The sequence below is a fragment of the Ruminococcus sp. MCC718 genome, assembly GCF_018783905.1.
GTDB lineage: Bacteria > Bacillota > Clostridia > Lachnospirales > Lachnospiraceae > Hominisplanchenecus > Hominisplanchenecus faecis.
In genome coordinates, this window is sequence record NZ_WQNP01000050.1 from 15,551 (window position 1) to 40,118 (window position 24,568).

A 24,568-nucleotide genomic window follows, 5' to 3' on the forward strand; every position below is an offset into this window, starting at 1 on the left:
AAAAGAATTTCAGGAAAAAAATTTAAACTGAAATGTTGTTCTTTCGTTTTTGTTTTTGTCCGAAGAAATGATCTGGATTCCGTGATCGATCACTTCTTCGGATTTTTCTATATACTGATAATGGTACTGTGTGCCTGCCAGATCTTCAAAGATCAGCTGATCTCCCACCTGAAGTTCTGACAGGTTTTTTGTAAATGCAGCAATTCCATATACGGTCATGCCCTCCGTATCCCACGGCATGGATGTCCCATCTCTGCAAAGTGAGAATGATGCAGTATTTGCATCAAAGGTATTTAATATGGCATACTCTGTATTTTGTGACGGAATCTGCAAAAATCCAACCACCACTTTACCTTCCACACTCAAAAAGGTATCCCGGTCCGGATTTTTGACGTTTTCCAGCAAAATTTCTCTTTCCTGTTTTGCTTCATCCAGCAGTCTGGCTGCCCGTTTCTGATCCTGTATTCCAAAATGAAGGCAGTTGACGGCTGCTGCCCCCAAAAGCAGCAGCACGATCATCAGCCCTGGCAGGAACCAATTTCCGGTACGTATTTTTAATTGTTTCTCCGCACATTTTTTTTGTATTTCTGCCATATAAATCTCCCCCCAAGTCTCTTTGTCTTCGCAGTCATTCAGTTGCAGGCATTTTAACTTTCACTGAATGATTACTTTATTTTATTTTCATGGTTTTTTTCTGGAATCCGACTTTGGCTGTCAGTTTTTTCCTTAACTTTTTCTTTGCTTTTTTCGGTACCACAAAGACGGCTTTTTTATGAATACCCTTAAATGCATTTTTACCGATCTTTGCAATCGTCACTGACTTGATATTGATCTTCTTCAGATTTTTATTCTTGTAGAATGCTTTTGCCGCAATGCTCTTTACATTCTTACCGATCGTTACCGTTGTCAGCTTCTTGTTGCCTTTGCATACATTTGCACCGATTGCCGTCACCTTGAACTGTCTGCCGTTGATGCGGACCGTTGACGGAATATTCATCTTCTTCGCTCCCGGCTTTTTGTAGGATACCAGCATGACAGCCTTTTTGGATGTCACTTTATATCTTGCCTTGCCAACCGGATAAATTTTTCCAATAACTACATCCTTCGGCTTATCCGATGGAGTCGGAGACGGTTTTTCCGTTGACGGTTTTTCGGTCGTCGGATTGGATACTTTTTTCCAGATTGCATACAGTTCTGTCGTTTCTGTGATATAGAATTTATCACCCGGCAGATACGTAGTTCCGCTGCCGTCTGCCTTTGTATTCCAGCTGACAAATTCCATGCCGTTATACTTAAATCCACAGTTTGCAGCCTGAACGGTATCGTATTTTTTATACGGACTGTTCGGATCTGTCATCGCACCGCTTCCGCCATTTGCATGGTAGATCACCTGAAGACCTTTTTCCTCTTCGATCTGCCCTAAGACTTCTGCTCCGTAAGTGAAGGAGGCCGTCATTGCCGCACCGTCTGCCAGGTTCCATCTGCCCTGCACAAATCCATGGCCGTCTTTGGAAACAGTCAGTTTGTTGCCTTCGATCGCGGCTGTTCCGGAAACCGCATGCACTTCCAGATCCACCGTATCCAGATCATTGAGGATGATCTTCTGATCATTTTCGGTCACGGCACACAGCTGCAGTGCCACTTCTACGCCGTCTGTATCTTTCAGGAACAGATTTTTATTGGTGTAGGAAATCCACTGTTTCTGTGTGGTTTCGGTTGTATCTGCACTTAATGCAATATCCAGATTTTTAATATTACCCATGCCATCATTGTATACGCTGTTTCTTGCAGTCTCTTTATTTCCGACTGCGTCGCTTACTGTAATCTCTACTTCTTTTTTATAATAACCACTGCCAATGTTCACTTCATAAGCAAATTCATTTCCTTCGCCAAGTGCTGTCCCAAGATCCCCAAGCGTTTTTTCTCTTGCAAGCGGTTTGCCGTCCACCGTAATGGTCAGTTTTGCATCCGGCTCCGTGATTCCGCTGATCGTCAGCGTGCCGTCTTCTGCAAATCCAGATCCATTGGTCGGGGAGGTCAGCATCAGGGTCGGCGCTGTCGTATCGATGTTAAATACAAAACTCTGATCGAAACCGTCACCTTTTTCATTCTTGCCGTAAATCTGAATGGTATGATCTCCGTCTGCCAGGTCTTTTAATGGAATGGCAATTTCTGATGTATGTTCAAACGTTCCTGTTTTTACTTCTTCGCCGTCCAGCACCCAGGTTCCGGACACTGCCATATCGGCTTTTGCCGTAAAGTTGACAGAAGATGCTGCATACGTGTCGTACATCACAATCTTTTCTGTGACATTTCCATCCTCATCTTTTTCATTTTCGCTTCTTCCAACCTGATAAACCTTCTGATCCGCTGCAAGTGTGATCTTTGCTTTCTGCGGTTCATTTAAGGTAAGGACTTCGCCAAACGTTTCTTTTCCATAAACGATACCGATCAGATTGCCGTCACCGTCTAAAAGTTTGTTAAATGGTGTCGCACTGATCACGTATTTCGTTCCGGCAGTCAGTCCGATGGTCTCAACGGTTTCTTTTCCGTTTTCATCGACACTTCTGGATTCGCTGCTGCCGCCAAGCACCGCATAGATCTGATTCTCTTCGTCTTTTACGGCAGAAACATTGTAATCCGAAAGTTCTTCTTTTTCGCCATTTGCACCGACTTCATAAACCTTAAACAGTGCACCCTGACATTTGTCATCCGTTACCGTATCAATGGAAGCACGGATCTGCAGATCGCCTGCATTTTCCGCATGGATCGCTGTGATCGTCTCCGGCTGGCTGCTGTTCGTATAGGCAAATGCATTTGCAGTATCAACGATTCCGGTTGTAACTTCTTCCTGACTGTACACAAGTCTTACATAATATTTTCCGCTTTCCATCGTATCCGGGATTGTGATCGCAGCCTTTCCTTTTGCGATATCCGCTCCTGTCAGGGAAGCGATCGGTGTACCGCCGTTTTCTTCCGAATCCGGATTTTCCAGAATGTAAATATCAAGTTTCTCCAGATCAGACATTTTGTCATTTCCTGTCCATGTCAGATTGATCTTATTATCTGCACTGCTGTAGTTCTGTTTATCCATCTGAACTGTGGTGATCTCCGGAAGCGGATCTACGCCATAGAGGATCAGTTCAGAAGAACTTGCTGTTTTTATCGTATAAGTTTTATTTGCCAGTGACGGATCGGTAAAGGAGACAACAAGGGTTGCTTCTTTCTTCTCTTCATCATAAGTAAAGTTGGCATTTGCAGTCTCATTCTGTTCATCGGTTTTGTCATTGTCATAATACTGGATCGGATATGGCGTTCCATTCTCATCGGTAACTTTGAGTCCTTCTTTTCCTGCTTTTGCCTCTTCCAGTGATTCTGCTGAAAATGCAATGCTCAGAACCTGTGCCACGCCGTCCTGGAAATTGCCAAGCGTTACGTTATGCGTGGTTCTTGTAATATCAGAGCGAAGGCTGGAGCTGATTTTTCCGTCTGCATCTGCCAGGGTGCTGTTTTCGCTTGAATCCTTCTGGTAAATATTCGGGCCGATGCTCATGTAAAGCATATCCTGTTTTTCTTCATCATAGCCAACGGCGTACCATCTGCCGGAAATACCCTCTGTGCTTCTTGCTTCTTCCAGATACTGCGGATAGGTTGGATTTACTTTTGCCTGTGAGCCAAAGGAGAGGTCACCGCCATAGGCATAAGAAATACCGGTTGAGAATCCGAGAACTTTCAGTGCACCCCAGATACGCTTTGTGTTCAGTCCAAGTGCCGCACCGCCGATCTGGATACCGCCGATCAGCGGGATCACATCCGGAATGCTGACGATCGCCTGTGCATAAGCTTCAAACGCTTCCTGTGCATCACTGCTGGCATCAATCACAATATAGCCCTTGCCATCGATGATACCCATATAGTTGATGCTGCACTGCACCAGCGTCTTGAAATAAGGGATCCACTGTGTCTCCAGTTTCGCATATTCCATGATCTTGATGTCCGTGTTTGCCACTTTCAGGTTCGAAACCTTGATGCCGAATCCTGTCAGACCAAGGCTCATATCGGCACGGGCCTCCAGCACCTGGAAGAGATTAAACGATACGCTCAGCAGCAGTTTGATCGGAGGTACTTCGCTGCAGCAGAAGATCGTATCATAGAGATTTTCAAATCCGCCGCCACCGCCGATGATCCAGCATACACCGAAGGAATCCAGGTTGATGCCCGGTTTGATACCTTCCACATAGAAATACAGGTTATCCACAACCGGGATCTTATTTTTACTCTTTATCCCCAGTTTGATCTCCAGCGTGATGGATTTCAGGAACGATGCACTTCCTTCCACACCCATCGACCAGTCATTCACTGTGTTGACCTCCAGCGTTCCTTCGATGTTCGGCATGGAATCGGTGTAGCCCGGGATTTTTACTTCGGCTGAGAAATTCACTCCGATAAATCCCTGATTCATGCCGTAGAGTACATTTTTTACCTCTACTTTTGCATCGGTATCGCCATCATCGTCCCCTTCTTTTTTGTTATTCTGGTTGTTTGCGACTTTTGTTTTCTTATTGTTTTTTGTAAGAGAACCGGAAGAGCTGCCGGTCGGTTTGTAAGTTTTTTTATACGCATTGCGGAGCGTATCTGCTTTTGCTCCGTCATTTGCAAATACATTCTGATTTACTTTATCAACCTTTTCCCCGGTGTTTCCTCTTTTGGATGTCGGGATCAGAAAGCTTAAGTCGAGCTGTGCGGAGAATGACATCACAAATCCTTCTGCATCCTCCACCTTCAGTTCTTCCACCCGATCTGCATCGCCGTCATACATCATGCCAAGCCTTGCAAAAGAAAGATTAAATGCCATCCCGGCGATCGTCATCAAACCATTTAATGCCGCCGGATAAATCAGGGTGATCTCCTCATCCTGAAAACCTTCGATCTCTTCTCCGTTCATGTTATAAGGCACAAGTCCGTATTCTGTTCCGTTTTCGATGCTTGTAAACGCAGCATTACCCTTGTAGATCCTGGTGTTTTCTACAGAAGCATTTAATGTAATATCATTAAAATCTGTGTTGATCACGCCGTCCTTCTGGCTGACTTCTACGGTACCGTTCAGGGCATCGATACAGCCGTTGATCACAACTTTGTCTTTTTCACCGCTGATCGATTTTGCAACGTATTTCACATTTGTTCCGTCCGCACCTTTATCAAAGGTATCATCTTTGATAAAGCTTCCCTGGAAGAACAGCAACGTTTCTTCGTAATTGTTTTTATCTGCTGCGTAAGCTTCTTCGCTTGCATAGGTTTTCAGCTGATATTTTGCCTGATCCCCTGTTTTGCCTTTTTCCTGCACAACTGCGAGAATCCCGTAATAATCATTTCGATAGCGGATGTCATCCGACATGACCACCTTCAGAGCATCGCCGGTTGTGATCTTGTCAACGCCGGTCGGCGGTTCTGTCCACTCAAAACTGAGCTGATATGTGTCCGGTTTCATCGTCTCCGTAAAAAGAATATCCAGTTTGTTTTCCTGCGGATCGATCAAAATGTTCTCTGATGGAATTTCGTACTTTTTGCTGTCACTTGCTCCCTGTGCATACAGTGTGTAGCGGCTCTTATCCTCCAACATGGTGAAATTGCTGCCGCTCACATAGAGATGTCTTGTCAGATCATTATAGAGGATCTCCGGTGTCGCACTGTGAAACGTGATCTTCGGCAGTTCACCGTTTCCGCCCGGGCAAAGAATGTAAGTAGAACCTTCATACAAAAGGTTTTCATATAACAGTCTCGCATCCGTAGAATCCGGAAGGTTAAACACACGGAACGTAATCTTTCGATAGCTGGATGCACTGTCCACTTTCGCCCGGAAATAAAACGGGATCTTGATCTCCGTTCCCCTCGTGAAATCCACATAAGTGCTCTGATACGGCACTGCATAGCTGGTCTCGTAGATTGGCTCTTTCTGATCTTCGTCAAGCGGTGTGAGACCTTCCGATGCATAAGCTGCGATGACTACTTTTTTATAATCGTTCTTCTCAGAAATATTTTTTAAAGTTGCCTGAATATCAATAATGCCGTCCTCTTTAAAGGTTCCGTCTGTATTGCGGTTGCAGGTAGAAACATAATTTTTTCCGTCTGCCGACAGATCCAGAACGGACGGTGAAGTCATATTGAAGGTTACCTGATCTGTTTCAAGATCTGTTTTTTCATTGGAAAATACTCCATAGTATGTGTTTACAATTCCTTCTTTTCCCGACTGGATTGTTCCAAGATCATAGTACATTGCCATGGCACTATCTGCTGTCCCGTACTGATCATTGCCATCGCTTGTAAAATCCAGAGTCTCATCCGGGGCAAAATCAAAGCCGGTCGCCGCCAGAGAGTTCCAGTGTGCAAAAGCGACTTTTTTTAACATTCCTTTGGAAGAGACTACGGTTGATGCCGTTGCCGTCGGACTGTAAATGTCATCGTATGCATAAAACGCAGTCGGAATATTCGCTGCATCCAGCACACATTCCCGTTTGATAATATCGCTGTCATAAGATGTATTTGGAATTTCATAATATACAAAATCCTGATCTCCGACGGCCGAATCAAGCAGCATTCTCGCCTCAACTTTTACGTCCTCACTGCCATGATTCTGTACATCGTAGTTGATCATGACCATGCCGTGTTCGTTTGATCCGGTATTTGCCAGCTCGAGCCGCTGGGTGAATTCCAGTTCACCCAGGCTCCATTTTGCTGATAGTCCCTTTGCATCCTGCGAAACGGTTACACCGCCGGACTTTATTCCTTCAAAAGAATAATCTCCGCCGAAAATATAATCTTTTGTCTCTCCGTTTCTCGTTATGCGGAAGGAAGTAAATGAAGTGTCATAATCATCGCTGTGGTACAGCAGATCTTTGTTATTGTCGGATTTTATTGTCTTATCACCTTCCACATTTGAGATATAAAATCCGCCGTTTTTACCTGACATGCGGACAGATATCGAATCGTTCTGCAAAAGCAGCACATCTTCATCCGCCACTTTACTCTCCATACTCTGCGGTGCCGCCAGCATTTCCAGCGGAAGGCCCGTAAAGAGCACAACCGCGGAAAGCATCAGACTGAAAGCCCTCTTTAAAAATATCTTGTTTTTTCTCTTATCCATATACCTGCCCTCCTTTACTGTTCTAAATCAATATAAATATAAGTCAGATACGTTTCTTTATTCTGCGTTACAATATAGAGCGTATAGAATCCTGCCTCCAGATCCGTCAGCTTACCGTCTTTCACAACATCTGCCTTCTTCATCGCTCCGGCTTTCTGAATTCCCTTTTTGTAATATACCTTAAAGGATTCACCGGTTCTTCTGGATTTTTCCAGTACCAGATCTGCCCGATTTTCTTTCAGGATCGTCGTATCACACGGAAGCAGTGATTCGCCGTTTGCCGTGATCTTCAGATTTGCCGAGCTGATGACTTTCACATACCGTTTGACCAGTTTTTCATTTCCCACACGGTCACTCAGTAAATATGTGACTTCATGAATACCCTGCTCGTTCATCTGTTTTTCCGTCAGCATGTTTTTCAGTGAAATCTGCGGATTCGAATCAATGTTATCCCAGAGCCGGAATGTCGTCGCATCCAGAAGCTGTTCTCTTAATTCTTCGGCAGTCGTTCCCTGGAAAACATTTACAACAGAGCGGTCAAACTGAATACTCGGTGCAATATCATCCAGATACTGGATCTCCAGTACACGGTAAGAAACCAGTCCTGCCTGATCGGTTGCTTTGACCTGATAACTTCCGTTTGTCGTGATCGGAAGTGTGATCCAGTCCAGTTCATCTCCTTTTAATTCGCCATCGCCGTTTTTGTCCGTCGGTGCTTTGACCGGATATTCTTTTCCGCGGAACGTTATCGTTCCTGCCTCGGACATCGTAACCTTTACGCTGCAGTCCTCTGAGCGGATGTACGTTTCCGGAATGCCGGATGCGTAGACAACCGGAGGTATTTCATCGATCGAATCCACCGTGATCTGCTGCTGCGTCATATTTCCGGCTGCATCCGCAAATGTGAAATCATATACACCGTTTTCTTTGATTGCCAAAGAAATATTGGTGTTGCCGCCATATTTTCTGTTCAGACCGCCGCCGCTTACAAATACGGTTTCATCGGAGCGGAAGATAACGTTCATCTGGTTGTTTTCCAGTTTCTGTGTCACTGTGATCGTCGGTGCATTTTTATCAATGATGTCAACCAGGTCGATATCGGTCATCTCACCGGAAACACCGTTCGGCGAAGTCGCCACAATCTTAACCATTCCTGGAACCGCTGCGAAAAATTCTACGTTTCCTTTTCTTCCGCCCAGCTCGATTCCTGTCTTTGAGAATGTTCCATTGTCTTCTACCCAGTTATCATTCTGTTTATAGTATACTTTCAGTTCCGATACTGTCTTGTTAAAATCAAGACTCAGCAGAACGGAGCTGTTTGTCGGTTCGATCGGCGACAGTTTCTCATAAGATTCTCCGTCTTTGACATAACACGGACTCCAGGAAGATACGCTGATCTTCGGTGCATCCTTGTCGATCTCCGTTACTTTTGTGCTGATCTTTGCCCGGTTGCCGCTTCGGTCTTTAAAAACAGTATCGTAAGTTCCGTTATTTTCTACTTCCCGGAAATAGTAATAGCCCTTGTCATCCATGCCCTTCTGCAGTCCCGATGTCACCGGAAGGATGGTTCCTTTTTCGTTGTCTTTATCAGAATTATCATCTGCATAGAATTTCAGTCTCATGCGGGTAAAGCTGATACCTTCTTTTTCCACACGAACCGTCGGTGCTTCCTGGTCGATCTTCGCAGCCTCAAGACTGTGCCAGAATATGTTTCCTTCCTGATCGATCGCAATCACCGTGATCTGACACGGCTTTGTGATAAGCAGGCTGTTATTGTTCGCATCCAGTTTCACACCATCAATCTGATCTGAGGTACTGTTGAAATTCAGTTTTCCCGTATCTGCCTGCAGTCCGTTTTTCACGATCAGTTTCGTCCGGCTGTCATCAGAAATGGTATAAGAAATCTTATAACCGCCGCTGTATCCGATCTTTTCTGCCAGTTCGGCAAAAGCATCTTCTGACGGTGTCCAGGAACTGAAATAACTTGCCAGTCCGTCATAGACCGCATAGACTTCCGCAACGACTTCCGGAGGTGTTGTGTCTTTTTCATAAGCACCTTCTTCTTCCACCGGTGCTTCATACGGCTTCATGTTCAGCTCATCCGGCAGTGTGACTGTGATCGGTGCACCTTCGTTTCCGCACTCATCACTGTATTCAAAGGTATAGCTTCGTTCCATGTTTTCCGAATAGAGGAACGTATGCTTTAATTCCTTTCCATTTGCAGCATACAGATCTTCACTCTCGGAAGCGATCCAGACTTCAATACCGTCTGTGGTACTCTGATCTTCAAGATTTGAAATATCCAGTGTATTTCCTTCCTGTACTTCTCCGTTCTCCAGAAATCTCCAATAAACCTTTGCATCCTTCGGTGCATCTTTATCCATGTTTTCTACCGTAACATTGTAATCCACCGTTTTCTGCTCGGCTGCTCCCGGAATGGTCAGTTCAAATGTAATATTTGCGTTTTTGTGGAACACGATCGTTGCCTTTGATTTCTGCTTGTTCCAGCTGATCGTATAAGCGTCACTGGTATCTTCTTTGTTTTCGCTGTCATCCGTACCGTTCTCACCTGTATTTTCTGTTTCTTTCAGGGAAATCTGTGCGTTTTCGCTGACACCTTCGATCGTTGCCACTACATCTTCTTTTGTTTTCTCTGTCGTGCTGTACTGGATCTGTGCCGAATAATCTCCGAAAAAGTCCTCCAGTGTAAACTGCTCCGTATATGAATTTCCATAAATATCTTCATACTCGATCTCGTAAGTTCCATCCTTACTGATTCCGCAGTAATCCTTCAGCAAGACGTTTTCGTCGTCCACCGGCACATCAAACTGACGCAGCATATCTCTTGCCCTTCCAAGCATAAAGTACGAGCCATAATAGATGTATCTGTACATGATCTGCGGAAGTTCGATCCCATTTATTTTCTTGATATGGACTTCCATATTGAATTCAAAGTTTACCATGCCGTCCTGCGGATAAACATCCATTCTGCGGATCTTCGGCCGCTGGTTGATTCCGTAGAAGTCCTGGTCTTTGGAAGAAATCGTTTCCATGACATTGCCGGCCTCATCGACAATCCTCAGCTCAATGCTGTGCGGCATATGAAGTCCTTTCTCTTTGGAAAGATCAATGTCTGCCTTGAAATCTCCCATAAGACGCAGGGTGTGGCTGCCATCTTTATTCACCAGATAATTTTCACTCAGAAAACCTAGACTCTGGTTGATATCCTTTGTGAACTCCATACCGCAGTAATAAGAGCCATCCCAGTCGGATCCATATCCATCGTCTGTCTGTACCACATGGATCGGATCTTTTCCATCGATGATCAGCTGAATATTTGCATTTTTCAGATTCCGATCGTCGCGGATCTCAATTTCAAAGCTCGGATTTGTGATATGTTCATCCGTTTCTCCTTCGTTCTGTGCGGTACTGTCTGTGCTGATTGCAGTAATCTCGCTTGTGGCACTTTTTAACACTGTAAACTCTGCTGTTGGTGCTGTATGATCCACATCTGTGATATAAAACTGCTGATAGCTTAAGTTTCCATATCCATCCAGCAGATAATACAGGTGTCGCTGGTTTTCTGTATAAGCAAAACTTCTCTCTTTTATCAGCGTATCCGCAGTGTCATCGGAAGCAGAAAGATTCACTTCATACATTTCCGGATCTTTTGCAACCATCGTACTGTCTGCTTCTGTTACTGCTGCAGAAATACTCTGCCTGGAAGCCTCACTTTCTTCCACTTCTATTTTGAAATCCGGTGCTTTTGCAGAATAATAAATCTCCACTTCGTGACGCTGTGACTTCACGCCTCCAACGTTCATCAGTTCATAAGAGATCGTGTTGCTGCCTTCAAAGACCGGAACTGCACATACATCTGCATTTGCATATCCGCCTGCATAAAATGCTGCCGCATCCTCCGCCTGGAACATTGCTTTTGCATCCGTCGGCTTTACGTCAAACATCATCACTTTATTTTCTGCATCATAATCCTTAAGCGGGAACCATTTCGCAGAAGCCTCGTTATCACCCGCCCAGACTTTGATCCAGTAATTGCTGACATCGTAATCTTCCATGCCGTTTACCGTAAACTGAATGCTGCGGTTGTAAGTAATCCCTTCCGTTGTCTCAGATGTTGCACAGTTTCCAAGATAGAGAACATCTGTCGTATAGCCATCCGCTCCGGTTGCGGTAAAATCCGGTTGCTGGTCATCCACAACGGTCCGGTTAAATTCATACGTTCCGGTTGCGGCAAATCCATAGTACGGAACTTTATCTGCTCCCTGATATGGATCTTCTGCTGCAAAATGAATACTTCCCGTCACTTTGCTGATACCAAATGCTTCTGTCATATCAGCATCATAATTATAAAGATAAATGTTGTCATACTGCTCCGTCGTAATGACCGGTTCTGCCGAATTACCCTGTTTGTTGCTGACAGAAACTTCCAGTTTATACTGTCCGTTTGGCAGTGTCAGACCTTCCGGAATTTCTACCGTCTGGCTGGATTTTCCCTTTATGATATTCCACCGGTAAACTTCGGTTTCCTTATCACCTTCTGTCTGTTTCAGGCAGATATAGGTATTCGGCGATGCATAATCAATATCATCCATCACAAAATGGCTGGTTCTCTGATTTGCAAAGCTGATGTCAAATGCTGCCCCGGTAAGTGTGGAGAGATATTCTGCTCCGTTTACCTCCGGATTGTATGCATCTCCAAAATCTTCCCGTTTTACCTGCTGCCCGTAATTTGCATTATCCTTTGTTTTGATCGTCACGGTATTTGCCGGTGTCCGGTCGATCTGATAACTTCCGGTTTTTACATCTTTCTTATCGGAAAATCCATACTCGTCAGGAGTCATGGTAAAGGTCTTTGTGACCAGTTTTCCTTTTGATGCATCAAATGTTTTTTTATTTCCGCTTGTCGCAAAAGCACTGCTCTTAAAACCGGACCCTGCTGCAACGGTTACATTTCCATAGTATTTATTTCCGCTGATCGCCAGGAAACGTTCTCTTACGGTCGCCGCATTTGCATCATTTAAACTGTTGTAAGTTGTCGTGATCTCATATTTCTGATCTCCGGTCATGATAAGCGTTCCGTAGGACCATTTTCCGGTCTCGCTGCTCTGATATCCGGAAGAATACGGAAGTTTTGCCGCATCCAAAAATTCTTCGTTATCGATCAGTATTTCTGATGCCTTTCCTGACACGCTGCGGATAAAATAAGCATCCTGTTCGATCGGATCTTTTACTGCCACAAACAGTTCCGCTTCATTTGCGGAAGAAGTGATCGGACCGCGGACTTTCAGCGAAGATTCTTTGTTTACTTCGTTCGTTTTTGTTTCCGGTGTTATAATTTCCACTGCCGGAATATTTCGGTCGATTGCCGCATCTGCAAGTTTTTCGCTTATGGTTTCATTCTTTGCGATATCGGCTGCCGAGACATAAAGTGCTGCCTGATAAGTCTGGTTTGCTCCGACTGTTTTCGTCCGAATCGTAACCAGGCACTCGGTCACTTTATCGCCGGACTGGCTCACAACCGTCACATCCCCCACAGCTGCCGTAGTAAATTTGTCACTTCCCGGAAGCGTGCTGCCTTCTTCCAGCCAGAAGTAGCGGATATTGTCGATATTGATGCCGCCTGCATCTTTAACTCTCACAACGGCTTCCTGATATGCACTGTTGTCATTGTTTTCTTTGAGCTGTATGCTCTCATAAGAAATCACAGGAGCGATCTTGTCTTTTGCCGTGTAGCTGTATTTTGCTGTTACGGTCTTTGTATTATGATTAATATCACTTGCAGATACCTGCACATTGACTCCGTTGTTTACGGAAGAATAATCAATATTTTTGTCGAATTTCAGATACAGATGAAGATCTGTTGTATCATTGGTCAGATCAAGATCGATCTTTGTCTTTCCAGACTGTGCCTCTTTGAATCCTGTCTGGTCGATCTCATCTTCTTTCAGTGCCGTCTGTGATGCATAATACCAGAACTTATTGGCATCTCCCTGTCCCTGAAGGTTCACCGTCATGCTGGCTTTTCCGCCGATCACACCCGATGCCAGAGGCCCTGAAGTATTTCCGCTCACCGTATCATAATCTTTTACGCTGAACGCCAGAGAATACACTTCATCTTCTGACTTCGTCATTCTCGCCATCTCATACGTTTTTGTTTCTGATACAGCCTGACTGTCGATCATGATCGTCGGAGCTTCGTTATCCAGATAGAAATCTTTACTTGTACTGCCTCTCAGATCATTTGCCACAGAAAGTGTATTTCCGGAATAATCTTTGATCTCGCTCAGGCCTGCAATTCCCGTAATCGTCACTTTATAATCCGTTTTCTTTTTGTAGTTCAGTTTATCCTGCTTCTGGAAAACCATATCCCGATCCACGATAAAATCCTTGAATATGACAACCGTTTTTCCGGTTGACGACTGATCAAAAACATATTTTGCCTCAAGTTTCACCGGACTGCCGTCTTTCTTTTTGATATTTAAAGAAGCGATGATCTTTTTCCTGTTGGCATCACTGATCTTCTGGATGCGTTCATTTAAAACAGCAGATACCGTCACGGTCGTTCCGGCCTTCAGATAATTGGCTTCGTTTGCATTTTGTGTCTGGTTTTTCTGGTTCGTGGTGATCGAAACTGTTTCGACGATCGGATTTACCGTATCCAGGTATGCCCTTGTCACGCTGCATCCTGCGGATCCTTTTTTCACATTGCGAAATCCGTCCAGACTGAGCGGATTGCCGGCAAGGTCTGTAATGGCACTGCTTGTTTTTTTCAGTGTGTTATAATTGGAACTCCCAACAGCTGCTTTCAGTTTTTTCATCGTCCCACTTCCATTAGACAAGGTACCCCCATCATAACCGACAAAATTTCTATCATAATTTTTGCTGCCGTTCTGATCAATGATCGATGTCTGATAGCCGATATCCGCAAGTCCGGACACATAAAAATCTACCGTTTTGTTATCAATGGTTTTTGGAACTTTATAAGAAAATATTGCAATATCATCTTTCAAAGTATCCAGATTCGCATACGCAGTTGCCACATCTGCCGTATTTTTCTGTCCAAGCGACAACGCCAGTCTGATGTTTTTTGACTGTATACTGCCTGCACTGTTATCTGCCAGACGCACATACTCGCTGAATTTCACCTTTACATAAATCGTCTGACCTTCCTTAAAATACAAGGCCGGTGTGTCAGAGTTTTTATCACTCGTGATCGTGATCCTCTTGATCTTCGGAGCGGTCTCATCCTTAAATGCAATCGATACATTCTGGATCTTGGCACTTCCGCAGCTGCCGCAACCCTTCTTCGTAGTCACATAGAGAGCTGCTCTTTTATTTTCTCCCAGCGATGGCTGAAATGCTGCCCAGGTATCACGATCCCCGACCGTCCAGCTTCCATCCGAATTATGATCGCCTGTATTGTAGCTCTGCCCGAGCCAGAAACTGTTATTATCTGCACTGGTCGGATAACCAAAAATAATTTTCCCGTACTGCGTCCGGTTTCCCCAGTGGTGTCCGAAATTCTTATGTTTATCATTCGTTATGTATGCCATCAGATTCTGACTGATCTGTCCGGACTGATTGTACAGCACCGGATAGTCCTTCTGCACTTTGACTGAAAATGTCTCCCCGGAGCCGGCTTTCGTCTTGCTGTATTTGTATTTCACCATACCAACATTGTTGTAAATACTGCCGTAAAGCGAATCCTCTTTCTTGGACTTGCACCGTACCAGTGCATTGAAAATTTCCTTTGCCTTGTCTCCGGTCGTCAGATCCCGGCACAGTACGCCCACACCATACTTCTGCGGACTGTAAGACGCCGCCGCACGCACCTGTATGGCATCACCCAAAAAGGTACTCGCCGGAACACTTCCAAGCACAAGCGTTGCCGCCAGCACGGAACTTAAAACTTTTTTGACTTTTTTCGAGATTTTTGGCTTTAATTTCTCCATAAACTACGCCTCCTTCTGTTTTAATTTTCTCTCTGTGCCGTCCCCGGCACATTTTCCTCTTTTATATTTTACTTTAAAAAATTTTTACAGACATCGTCCATTTGACAAAAAAAATGGACATTTTCTCTTCAGAATGTCCATTTACAAAGAAAAATTTTCTTTTTTAACTTCAGGTAGTGTCTGGTTATTTTATAATGATGCTACGAATTGCTCCGTTACAAAGTAAGTCCCGCAATTTTTTAAACATTCGGCATCATCTCAGCATATAGTCTTTTAATTGTTTTCGGTTGGAAATACTCATTTTGTTGAAAATACAGGTCATATGTTGTTTCACGGTTCTTGGCGTGATCTGCATATAATCAGCGATTTCCTGATTTGTCCAGCCGCGGCTCGCAAGCATGGCAATCGTAAACTCTGTGGTTGTTAAATTATCCGCCACATATTCATTCGTATCCGGGTTGTGGATCCGCCGCCAGCCAAAACTGAACTTATAAGTAATTGCGATGATCCGCTCATAATCTTTCGGATAATCTTTCTTAAGACAAGTCTCGATCAGCCCCTGCAGAAGTCCGTGGTGTTCGCCGATGCCTTCGATCAGACCATCCGGTCTTGCGATCTCCCACGCCTGCATAAAATATTTCTTTGCAAGCTCTGTCTGCATCAGATTCATGGCATTCATTGCCGCCACCAGATTCAGGTAGATCATTGAAATCGGATATATCTCTTTTGTCGTCATCAGACATACCTCCACGATGCCAAGAGAACGCTGGTATTCCCGATCCAGATATGCCTTATGTGCAAGCACGTAAACACCCCACAGCTGTTTTCCTTTTTTGAATTCTCCGACATAATCTGACAGTGGCGGAATATCGCCAACCGGAAGATGCAGAAGTGTGTGTGCCGCGACAGCTACAAAGACACCAAATGCCTTTGCCTTCTGATCCGTATTTCCTTTCATCACCTGATCGAGATTCTCCGTCAGCCTGTTCAGCCCCATCCGTGCCGAATGGATATGGTTCAGCGACAGATTTGCAAACGTATAGATCAGGCAGGCCGACATCTTCAGCATGATATCCGGATGATCCAGATACATTTCCGCATATTCTACCGCCTTCTCGTGATGGCCGCTGAAATAATAATATTCTGCGTACGCCATCATCTTTTCATCCTGATCTGCAAGTGACTCAATAAAATCTATGCAGCCGCCAAGCGGAAAAGAAGAACTCATCAGAAGCATCGGCGTGTGAAACGGCTGTTCCCTGCGTTCCTCCATGTCTTTTGATTCTGCTGGCAGGTTTTCTGTATTTTCCACACTTTGCGTATTTTCCGGATTGTTCACAATTCCAAGAATATAATCCGTGGATACGCCAAACTCCTGTGCCAGAGCCATCAACATATCACTGTTGATTGTTTTCGTCTCCCCTTTTAAAATACGGCTGATCTGTGAAGATGTCACACCGATCCTCCTTGCCAGCTCCCTCTGGGAGATCTGCTGCTTTTCACACAGTTTTACGATACGTTCCCCCGGAGTCTTGAATGACTCCTCCTCTGATTTTGCATTTTCCTCCATCTCTTTCACCTCTGTAATGATTTTCCATCTTTCCCTGTATTCCCGTTTTTCGCCTCTCTATTTTAACACAGAATGCCATCTGCTGCAAATCTGCATCACACCGGCCAGATGAGTTTTTTTTGCATCTGAATCCTGCTGTTATACTTTCATCCGGCCTATCCGAATCATTCTTAAAGACCGGAAATTTTCTTCTGTCAATTCTGTCCCGATTGTTATATAATTGCCCCGTACAGTCTTTGAAAGGAGACAAAAATTATGCTTAAAAAACAACCGGGGTTCGTCCTAAAAAAAATCAAAGATTCTTAGTATAACATAAATTTGCTTTCTGTTTTCACAAAATTTAATACAATTTTGCAAGAATTTTTTTCATATTCTTTTAAAAAATTATCTTTTTTTTCACATTATCCGGATCTATACTTTTTATTGTTTTACAGTCAAGCGGATATTCGCAATCCTCTTTGCTACTTGCTCATAACCAAATAACTGCTCCGCAGTTTATCAGAAGGCACTTGCACTCCTCCTGATACAAGCAAGTCCCCACCCACTGCTTATTGCTTTTCTCAATTGAAGCAGGGGACTTACTTGATTTGGTTAAAAAACAATCAGATTCATGAAACAAAAAAAGAAAAAAAAGAGAATCCGTTTATCCCAGATTCTCTTTCACTGCCGCCCATGCTTCCAGAAGACGTTCCATCTGCCATGCCGCATTCGCCGGACTTGTCGATGGCAGTTTTACGATCTCCCTTCCCGTGATCGGATATGCATATTTCTGATACAATTCATAAGCCTTCCCACCATTTGCATAAATCTGCCGGATCGGTGCATGATCTAAAATCCTTGACAGATCTGCCGGAACTACATTTCGGATCGAACTGTCACTCGAACCGATGATATCACACTTCGCGATCACATCCCACACCGCAATATGTTCTCTTAACAAAAAACCTTTCTTCTCCTCCACTGTCCCCGGAACCTCACATCCCGTCAGATTCGCAAGCACCTTCCAGAATCGGTTCTGCGGATGTCCGTAATAAAAATTCTGCTCCCTGGACTTCACCGACGGAAATGTCCCCAGGATCAGCACCTTCGAATCCTCATCAAAAACCGGTTCAAATTGATGAGTAACTGTCTTATATTCCTGCAAAATTATGCCCTCTTTCTTCTTTGGTTTTTCAACTGCATTTATCTTTCATTATATCGCACTTTTTCATTTTTCATATAATGATCTGCAAAGAATTCTCATATTTCCATTCGAAATTTTGCTTTTTGCATTTTTTATTTTCATATATGATGCTCCTGCAGCTCATGCAAATGCCTGTACTTTTCCCTGGTTGCTACACCGCCGCGGATATGACGCTCTGATTTGTTCACATCAAGAACCTCGCGTGCCTGAGCCGCCAGCCCCGCATCAATCTGCCGTAAACGTTCCGTGCAGTCCTTATGTACCGTACTCTTGCTGATCCCGAATTTCTTTGCCGCCTGACGCACCGTAGCCTTCGTTTCAATTATATAATACGCAACTTCCACTGCCCGCTCTTCAATATAATCCTTCAAAAAAATCCCTCTGCATGCATCTTTTTACAATGTATGCAGAGGGATTTTGGAGTATGCGATATAATACTTATCGTCCTCTTTCATGTCTATATCCGCCAACGCATCCAATAAGCCCTGATTACTTTCTTTACTTTCGACCACAAAAGATCCGTTCTTTTATTGTCCTTGTGTTCATTTTCATTTCTTCAATAATTACTGCTCTTTAATCCTCATAATTTTTCAGTTTCCACAGTTCCACCTTTGATCGGATAAATGCGATATCTTTTTCCAGAAGCTCCCGCTCTTCCGGCGTGATGTCGTTGTATTTTCCCATCTCATAGCGTGGGATATGATACGACAGCTGCTCCAGCACTCTCTCCTCCAGAATATCATGCTCCACTTCATAAGCTCCAATAGAAATGATCCAGAGTGCTTCTGACGTGCCGATAAGCAGCTCATTATCTTCATCCGTCATTCTGTCGGTAACCTGTCTCGGTGTCCAGCCATGATTTTTGATATAACGCATAGCATCTTCAACGCCTTCTTTATATTCCTGATATGTAAGATCATCTTCTGCTCTCATACTCTTTACATTTTTCCCCTCTTTTTATTACTTTTTCACAGATAAACAAATGCTGTTTAATCTCTAAAAACGTTGCTAAAAAACTGTTCTTGTTCCAATAAAGAAGGTAAATATTTCCTCAATATTTTATAATATTCATATTCATACTCACAACGCAAAATATATTGCTTCCCTGCTGTTTCTCCTTTGTTTCCAACATTTCTCACTTTTCTGATATTTTCATCTATCGCACTCATCATTCTGTTATAGTCATTCGTTTTTTTCGACTTTTTCTGATCCTTAAAAAGTATGTCCAGTTGTTTATTCATTTCATGTACAAGATCTTTTTCACCTGAATCAACAGTAACAAACTTTAGTATCTTTTCTTTCTGAAATGTAGTATCAGCACATGAATTTTCTCCACTGTTGTAATTTATTTCTATCCCAGGCTGTACATTATAAAAATACCTGTTTTCCAAAATTCCTTTCCCTTTATCCTCTACTGAATATGCCTCTATTTGAATCCCAGATGCCAGTAAATTTTCTCCTTTATAAACCGGTGTCACTCTGTATAATACATGGTTTCCCGTTTTTTGAACATAATCTGCTACTTCATTTTCTGTTGGTATCATCGCTTCATTTAAATATCGTGTTCCAGTGATCAGATTTTCTTTTATATCTTCACCTACAAGCTGATGTGCTATCAAATGACAGCGATTATATACATATCCCGGATTGCTGCTGACAATACCATCATACTTCTTTTGATTCCATCCAGATGGTTTTATGTTTCCTATATGCTGTCTTGATCCCGCTTCCGGCATATGATCTTTTGAAATATTTGCAAAAGCTGTTCCTGCTCGTCCGGATGAATCCAGCTTACTGAATGTAAGAAAATAATCTTTTCTATTTTTTTCCTTTTGGGTAAACTGAGGGATCCCACCATTTATCTCAACACTCGCTTTTCCATCATATGCTGAAACAAATCCGCTTTTCGATGTTATTTCTGTCGCATCCGGATCATCCGCCAGATAATCCGCCAGAATATGCATATAATATAATACAGCCGCAAAACTCTCATATTTTTCCTTGTTTCTTTTGAAATAACGATTCCAAAATCCAACACCAAATACCTTACTGACTGTATTTCGAAGAATTGTTTTTCTGGATCTCTGTTGTTTTTCCTTAGCATTGTATTTATATTCCCAGGTATTATGAGAGCATTCGAGCAGTTCTTTTTGACTGATCTCAATTTCTTCTGATTTTGGCAGACCACTTACCTTTTTCTTTTTTAAGGCGTCTAATTCTTTTGTATCATTGTCGTCATATTGTTCTGAGCAAAGGTAAAGTGCCTTCATCAACATCTGTACTTTCTCATTAGACTTATATTTTTCCGCTTTATCACCAAACAACATCTGAGAAACATAGGTCTCTGTCTGCTTTCTGTCACATGCAAAAACAGATGCCGAATCAGAAAATAATATTGCTATAGATAAGACTACAGCCATGATTCGTCTTTTCATTTTGCAGCCCTCTCAAAAGAGATTGTTTTAAATGCAAATGCTTTCTGTATTACAGTCGCCTTATAATCATACTCTAGAATTTCATCTGCTGACTCTGCAACCGGAGTAATCTGCACCGCAATTTTATCTCCTGATTCATATTTATATTTTTTAGCTGTTTCGCTGGTAAATATAACTATAAAATCAGAACAATCTGCTCCTTTCGGTCTATAAACTTTCTTTACTGTCCAATCCTGAAAGGTTTGATTTCCAGAAGAACCGTCAACACTTACTGTTATCCGCGATCGATCTGCTATACACACTGCCGGAATTTTCAATGTCTTTCCATCAAAGTCAATATCAATATTTTGAACATCTAGTTTTTTATAAGCTGACTCGAACCAAAACTTTTCATCCAATGCCTGTGTAAGAAAAACAGGTTCCCCATTTTCATGCAAAATAGCATCTATTTTCTTTTGTTCATCCACTGAAATATCCAGTTGTTCTGCTAATGCAAACAATAAATCACAGTTCAAATATAAAGCTTCATCAACCGGAGGCAATTCGACCTTTCTCTGTGCCTTTAAGAGTTTATTATATTGTTTAACTTCCTTCTTTTCTCTGTCTTCATCTTCTGCTTCTTTATTTACAGAAACTTCCTGAATATCTGATAAGTATGCTAAGTTCAATTCTTTTTGAGACTCAACTAAAACATTTACATTATTCAGTGCAATGTCATACGCTTTTTGCAGATATTCTTTACTGCCCGTTTGTTTATACAGATCAAGATATATCTGAGCTACAAAGTACCGCAATGCCCAATTTTCACCATCTGCATTGGAAAGAATCACCTCACTATACTCTCTTGCTGTTTGAATATATACATTTTTATCCCTAATCTCCTTTGCAGAAACAATCGCCATCGGAAGAGCTTCCGCATAGTCGTAATCCTTTCGAAAAATCTTGACAGAAATCCCTTCATACTTTTTAATCGCATCCAGACACTTATCATACTATTCTGATTCATAATAGCTTTTCGCCAGTTCCAGCCAAAATGGTCCAAATTTCTCGTATGTACTCTCATTTGATTCAAGCCATTGAATTTTACTGGTAAGATTTGTCTTATCTTTCCACTCAACAAAATCATTCACAGCATTTTCATTTAACGCATATTCTCCCGGCAGAGAATTCTCTCGAACCATATCCACCATATACTCAAATGTACTTTTTCTGCTGTTATGCAATTCCTGTGCTTCTTCATCCTCCAATTGCCATCCATCCTGAAGATATTGCAAATCTGTCTGTGTAACAGCATTTTGATAGCTTGATGCTGCATCAACAGCCATATAAATAACAGACGCTGCTGACTTTAAAATATTTCCAGATGAAACTGCACTAAGCAATCCAACAGGATCTGGTATTGCCTGACGAAGTGCCTGTGCACGATTTTGTTCATAAATATATCGTAACCTCTCTCTCTTTTCAGCAATCATTCGATATTGTTCAAGTGTATCTAAAATATTAGTAATTCTCTCTTGGGTTCTTGTATCTATAAGCCCAGGATCACTGTTGTTAATCAATGAAGAATATGCTGATTCCAAATAAAGTCTACTTTCTTTCGAATTGTTGATTTCCTGAGTTATCGTCATTATATAATTTAACATGTTAACAGCATTTTTCTGCTTTGAAGTCAAATCCCCTTCTGTTTCAGGTTCAACAATTGCATATTCCGACATATCTTCATATGTTTCTGTGATATCCTGAATACTTTCACTTTCTTTTGTACTCTCCGTTTCGCTTCTCTCCATCGCATACTGTGCTGTCTCTGTCGTTTTTGTATCATCCGAAATAGTTTCACTTGAGCTTTCCTGAACTGTTGTTTCAACAGTCTTTTCCTCTGTCATATTATTTTTCGCTACATCTTTTCCACATCCAGCAGCAGATAACGCAACAGATGCAGTCAAAACCATTGTCAGTGCTTTTTTTATCTTCTTCAAACTCATTCTTCCCCTTTGTATTTTTATGTTATTGTTTTAAGTATATCATCTACCGTCTACTTGCTCAACTTCCCTTCTGTACTTATTTTTTTCTAAATGACCTTTCCGAAAAGTCTCTATACTCTTCCAACATAATCTCTTCAATATTGCACTCTTTAATCCTCATAACTCTTCAGTTTCCACAGTTCCACCTTTGATCGAATCAATGCGATATCCTTTTCCAGAAGCTCCCGCTCTTCCGGCGTGGTGTCGTTGTATTTTCCCATCTCATAGCGTGGAATATGATACGACAACTGCTCCAGTACTCTCTCCTCCAGAATGTCATGCTCCACTTCATAAGCTCCGATAGAAATGATCCAGAGTGCTTCCGACGTGCCGATGAGCAGCTCATTATCTTCATCCGTCATTCTGTCGGTAACCTGCCTCACTGTCCAACCAGAATGTTCCATAAAACGCATAGCATCCTCAACGTCTTCTTTATATTCCTGATATGTAAGATCATCTTCTGCTCTCATACTACCTCTTTCTTTTATCCTATAATAATCGATATAATTTTATGTACTTCCTCCGACTGCATCAGCATCCACATCTTCTCACTTCCATCCTCAACTTCCGGCTTACCACACCTCAGATTATCCGGATGTTCCGACACACAGCAATCCTTATACCAACATTCCCCCATATGCACTCCTTTAACAGACCACTTTTCGTTTTGTGTAAATTCACCTACTAACGACTTCATCACACGTTCTGTAGAATATCTCTTAAAACCTGCTATATACTGCAAAGTCTTCTCGTCATCAATCTTTGACAAATTAATTCTGTGGTCCTCAACTGCAGCCAATACCTCTTCACGAATCTTGATTTTATCTGTCTTTCCGGTACCCGTCCATGCCACCAGCTTATCAAAAACAAGAATCAGGTACTCAAAACAAATCATATCCAGAATTATGATCTTTCCTTCTGCCTTATCTGCTATTGATTTCAACATACGATACTTGTTACGAATATCCTGATTATCAACTACATAATCAAATGCGATATAATACTTATCGTCCTCTTTCATGTCTATATCCGCCAACGCATCCAATAAGCCCTGATTACTTTCTTTACTTTCGACCACAAGGGCATCATCAAAGAAAAGCTGATTGACCAACTTCCAGAAATGGAGTCCAGCACCAGTGTCTTCTGTCCATAAATATTTCATATCATAGCTCCTCTTCCAGTGTTATCCTATTATTGTCAAACTTCAGCACCTTAAAACTCCTATTAGAAACATTGAGACCATCGCAATTTCGTAGGAAAAGCATATATTGATTCGACGGCTCAAAATTAATAAACCTTCTGACCTCATCATTCATCAAATTATCAGCATTATCGACCACAATAAAACTATCTCTGCACTTTTCAATCGACTCTGAGAAATGATCTGATTTGTAATTAAACAATTTTATAGCTTTATATTCATCAGTTAATCGTAAATCTTCTAACATTTCATAAAGCACAGTTTTACCGGTACCACTATCTCCACCAACAAGAGTTATTCTGTCATCAAATTCCAGATTGTATGAAAATGGATCAGCTTTAAATGTAATATTTTTATAAATCATCTGCTTCTCTCCTTTCATACTCCTTGCCCCACCAGGCATTATATCCTCTCCCTCCGGTCACTATATCAGAATCATTGAATCTGATTTGCACATCATCCGGGATATCAAAAAGCGTTGGTCTGGACATATAAATCTTTATATTATCCAGAGTAAAAATAATTTCAAGCACATTCGGACCACATTCTTCTACATTCACCACCTTATCAGGATGCTTTACAATATTAAGTAATGTCTTGCATCCGGATGACAAATTACGGATTGTACCTAGTCCATATTTTGTTTCAATGTGCTTATCTGGTGTCAACCTTGCCTCATCCACTTGCTGAATGAGATTTATTTCATTTTGAGACATTTCTTCATTACCTGTATTCAAATTGAAATACAAGTCGTTTTGAAGAATCCAGTCCTTTGATTCTTTTTTATCTGTATATATATCTATCATTTGATGTCACTCCTTTTCCACGCAAAGATATCTCTAAAAGATATTTTTGAATTCAAAATTCTATCTGTTAACCTGCTCTTTATTTCTTCTTTATTTCTTCTTTCTCTCATTTTCACCATCTTTAATCCTGTCTGAGCCGCAAATATAGTTGCATCACGTGGTGCTAGAATATAAATAGTACAAGCCAAAATGAGAAATTCCAAATACACATAAGCATGATACAATAGAGGCATGCTGA

15 protein-coding genes are annotated in these 24,568 nt (G+C 42.2%); all 15 read right to left on the minus strand.

The genetic code is table 11. The features are described from left to right. Nucleotides 1-9 precede the first annotated feature (9 nt). Complete coding sequence (locus GPK60_RS06615) at nt 10-594, minus strand: hypothetical protein (RefSeq protein WP_022118472.1); 585 nt, start codon at nt 592-594, stop codon at nt 10-12. Between the two features lie 76 nt (nt 595-670). Beyond that, a complete protein-coding gene (locus tag GPK60_RS06620; RefSeq protein WP_215659108.1) occupies nt 671-7,141 on the minus strand; it encodes a leucine-rich repeat protein in 6,471 nt (2,156 codons plus the stop codon). A 14-nt stretch (nt 7,142-7,155) separates the two neighbouring features. After that, on the minus strand, nt 7,156-15,114 hold the full coding sequence (locus tag GPK60_RS06625; RefSeq protein ID WP_215659109.1) for a hypothetical protein: 7,959 nt from the start codon (nt 15,112-15,114) through the stop codon (nt 7,156-7,158). Between the two features lie 253 nt (nt 15,115-15,367). After that, on the minus strand, nt 15,368-16,684 hold the full coding sequence (locus tag GPK60_RS06630) for a helix-turn-helix domain-containing protein (RefSeq protein ID WP_215659110.1): 1,317 nt from the start codon (nt 16,682-16,684) through the stop codon (nt 15,368-15,370). A gap of 643 nt (nt 16,685-17,327) precedes the next feature. Further along, nucleotides 17,328-17,828: a DNA-deoxyinosine glycosylase gene (locus GPK60_RS06635; RefSeq protein WP_179963812.1), complete on the minus strand. Its 501-nt coding sequence runs from the start codon at nt 17,826-17,828 to the stop codon at nt 17,328-17,330. Nucleotides 17,829-17,965: 137 nt separating this feature from the next. After that, the gene (gene spoIIID / locus GPK60_RS06640; protein WP_022119670.1) at nt 17,966-18,238 is read right to left on the minus strand and encodes a sporulation transcriptional regulator SpoIIID; all 273 of its coding nucleotides are present in this window, start codon (nt 18,236-18,238) and stop codon (nt 17,966-17,968) included. Nucleotides 18,239-18,440: 202 nt separating this feature from the next. Continuing rightward, on the minus strand, nt 18,441-18,800 hold the full coding sequence (locus GPK60_RS06645; protein WP_215659111.1) for a hypothetical protein: 360 nt from the start codon (nt 18,798-18,800) through the stop codon (nt 18,441-18,443). A gap of 56 nt (nt 18,801-18,856) precedes the next feature. After that, a complete protein-coding gene (locus GPK60_RS06650; protein WP_252191317.1) occupies nt 18,857-20,302 on the minus strand; it encodes a DNA/RNA non-specific endonuclease in 1,446 nt (481 codons plus the stop codon). Beyond that, nucleotides 20,299-21,204 carry a hypothetical protein gene (locus GPK60_RS06655; RefSeq protein WP_215659112.1) on the minus strand — a complete coding sequence of 302 codons (906 nt, stop codon included), beginning with the start codon at nt 21,202-21,204 and terminating at the stop codon, nt 20,299-20,301. The genes GPK60_RS06650 and GPK60_RS06655 overlap by 4 nt, the downstream gene beginning before the upstream one ends. 90 nt (nt 21,205-21,294) lie before the next feature. Beyond that, entirely contained in the window at nt 21,295-22,284 is a 990-nt protein-coding gene (locus tag GPK60_RS06660) for a hypothetical protein (RefSeq protein ID WP_215659113.1), read from the minus strand. 149 nt (nt 22,285-22,433) lie between these two features. Next, on the minus strand, nt 22,434-22,793 hold the full coding sequence (locus GPK60_RS06665) for a hypothetical protein (RefSeq protein WP_215659114.1): 360 nt from the start codon (nt 22,791-22,793) through the stop codon (nt 22,434-22,436). 14 nt (nt 22,794-22,807) lie between these two features. After that, nucleotides 22,808-23,485 (minus strand): hypothetical protein, encoded by a 678-nt coding sequence (locus GPK60_RS06670; protein WP_215659115.1) that lies wholly within the window; start codon nt 23,483-23,485, stop codon nt 22,808-22,810. 1 nt (nt 23,486) lies between these two features. Next, nucleotides 23,487-23,888, minus strand: a complete 402-nt coding sequence (locus GPK60_RS06675) for an ATPase (protein ID WP_022118430.1) — start codon at nt 23,886-23,888, stop codon at nt 23,487-23,489. Continuing rightward, complete coding sequence (locus GPK60_RS06680) at nt 23,878-24,330, minus strand: DUF4869 domain-containing protein (RefSeq protein ID WP_022118431.1); 453 nt, start codon at nt 24,328-24,330, stop codon at nt 23,878-23,880. Before GPK60_RS06680 ends, GPK60_RS06675 begins: the two co-directional genes overlap by 11 nt. After that, the coding region (locus GPK60_RS06685; protein ID WP_215659116.1) for a hypothetical protein at nt 24,327-24,568 on the minus strand (242 nt) is incomplete at its 5' end. The genes GPK60_RS06680 and GPK60_RS06685, both read right to left, overlap by 4 nt.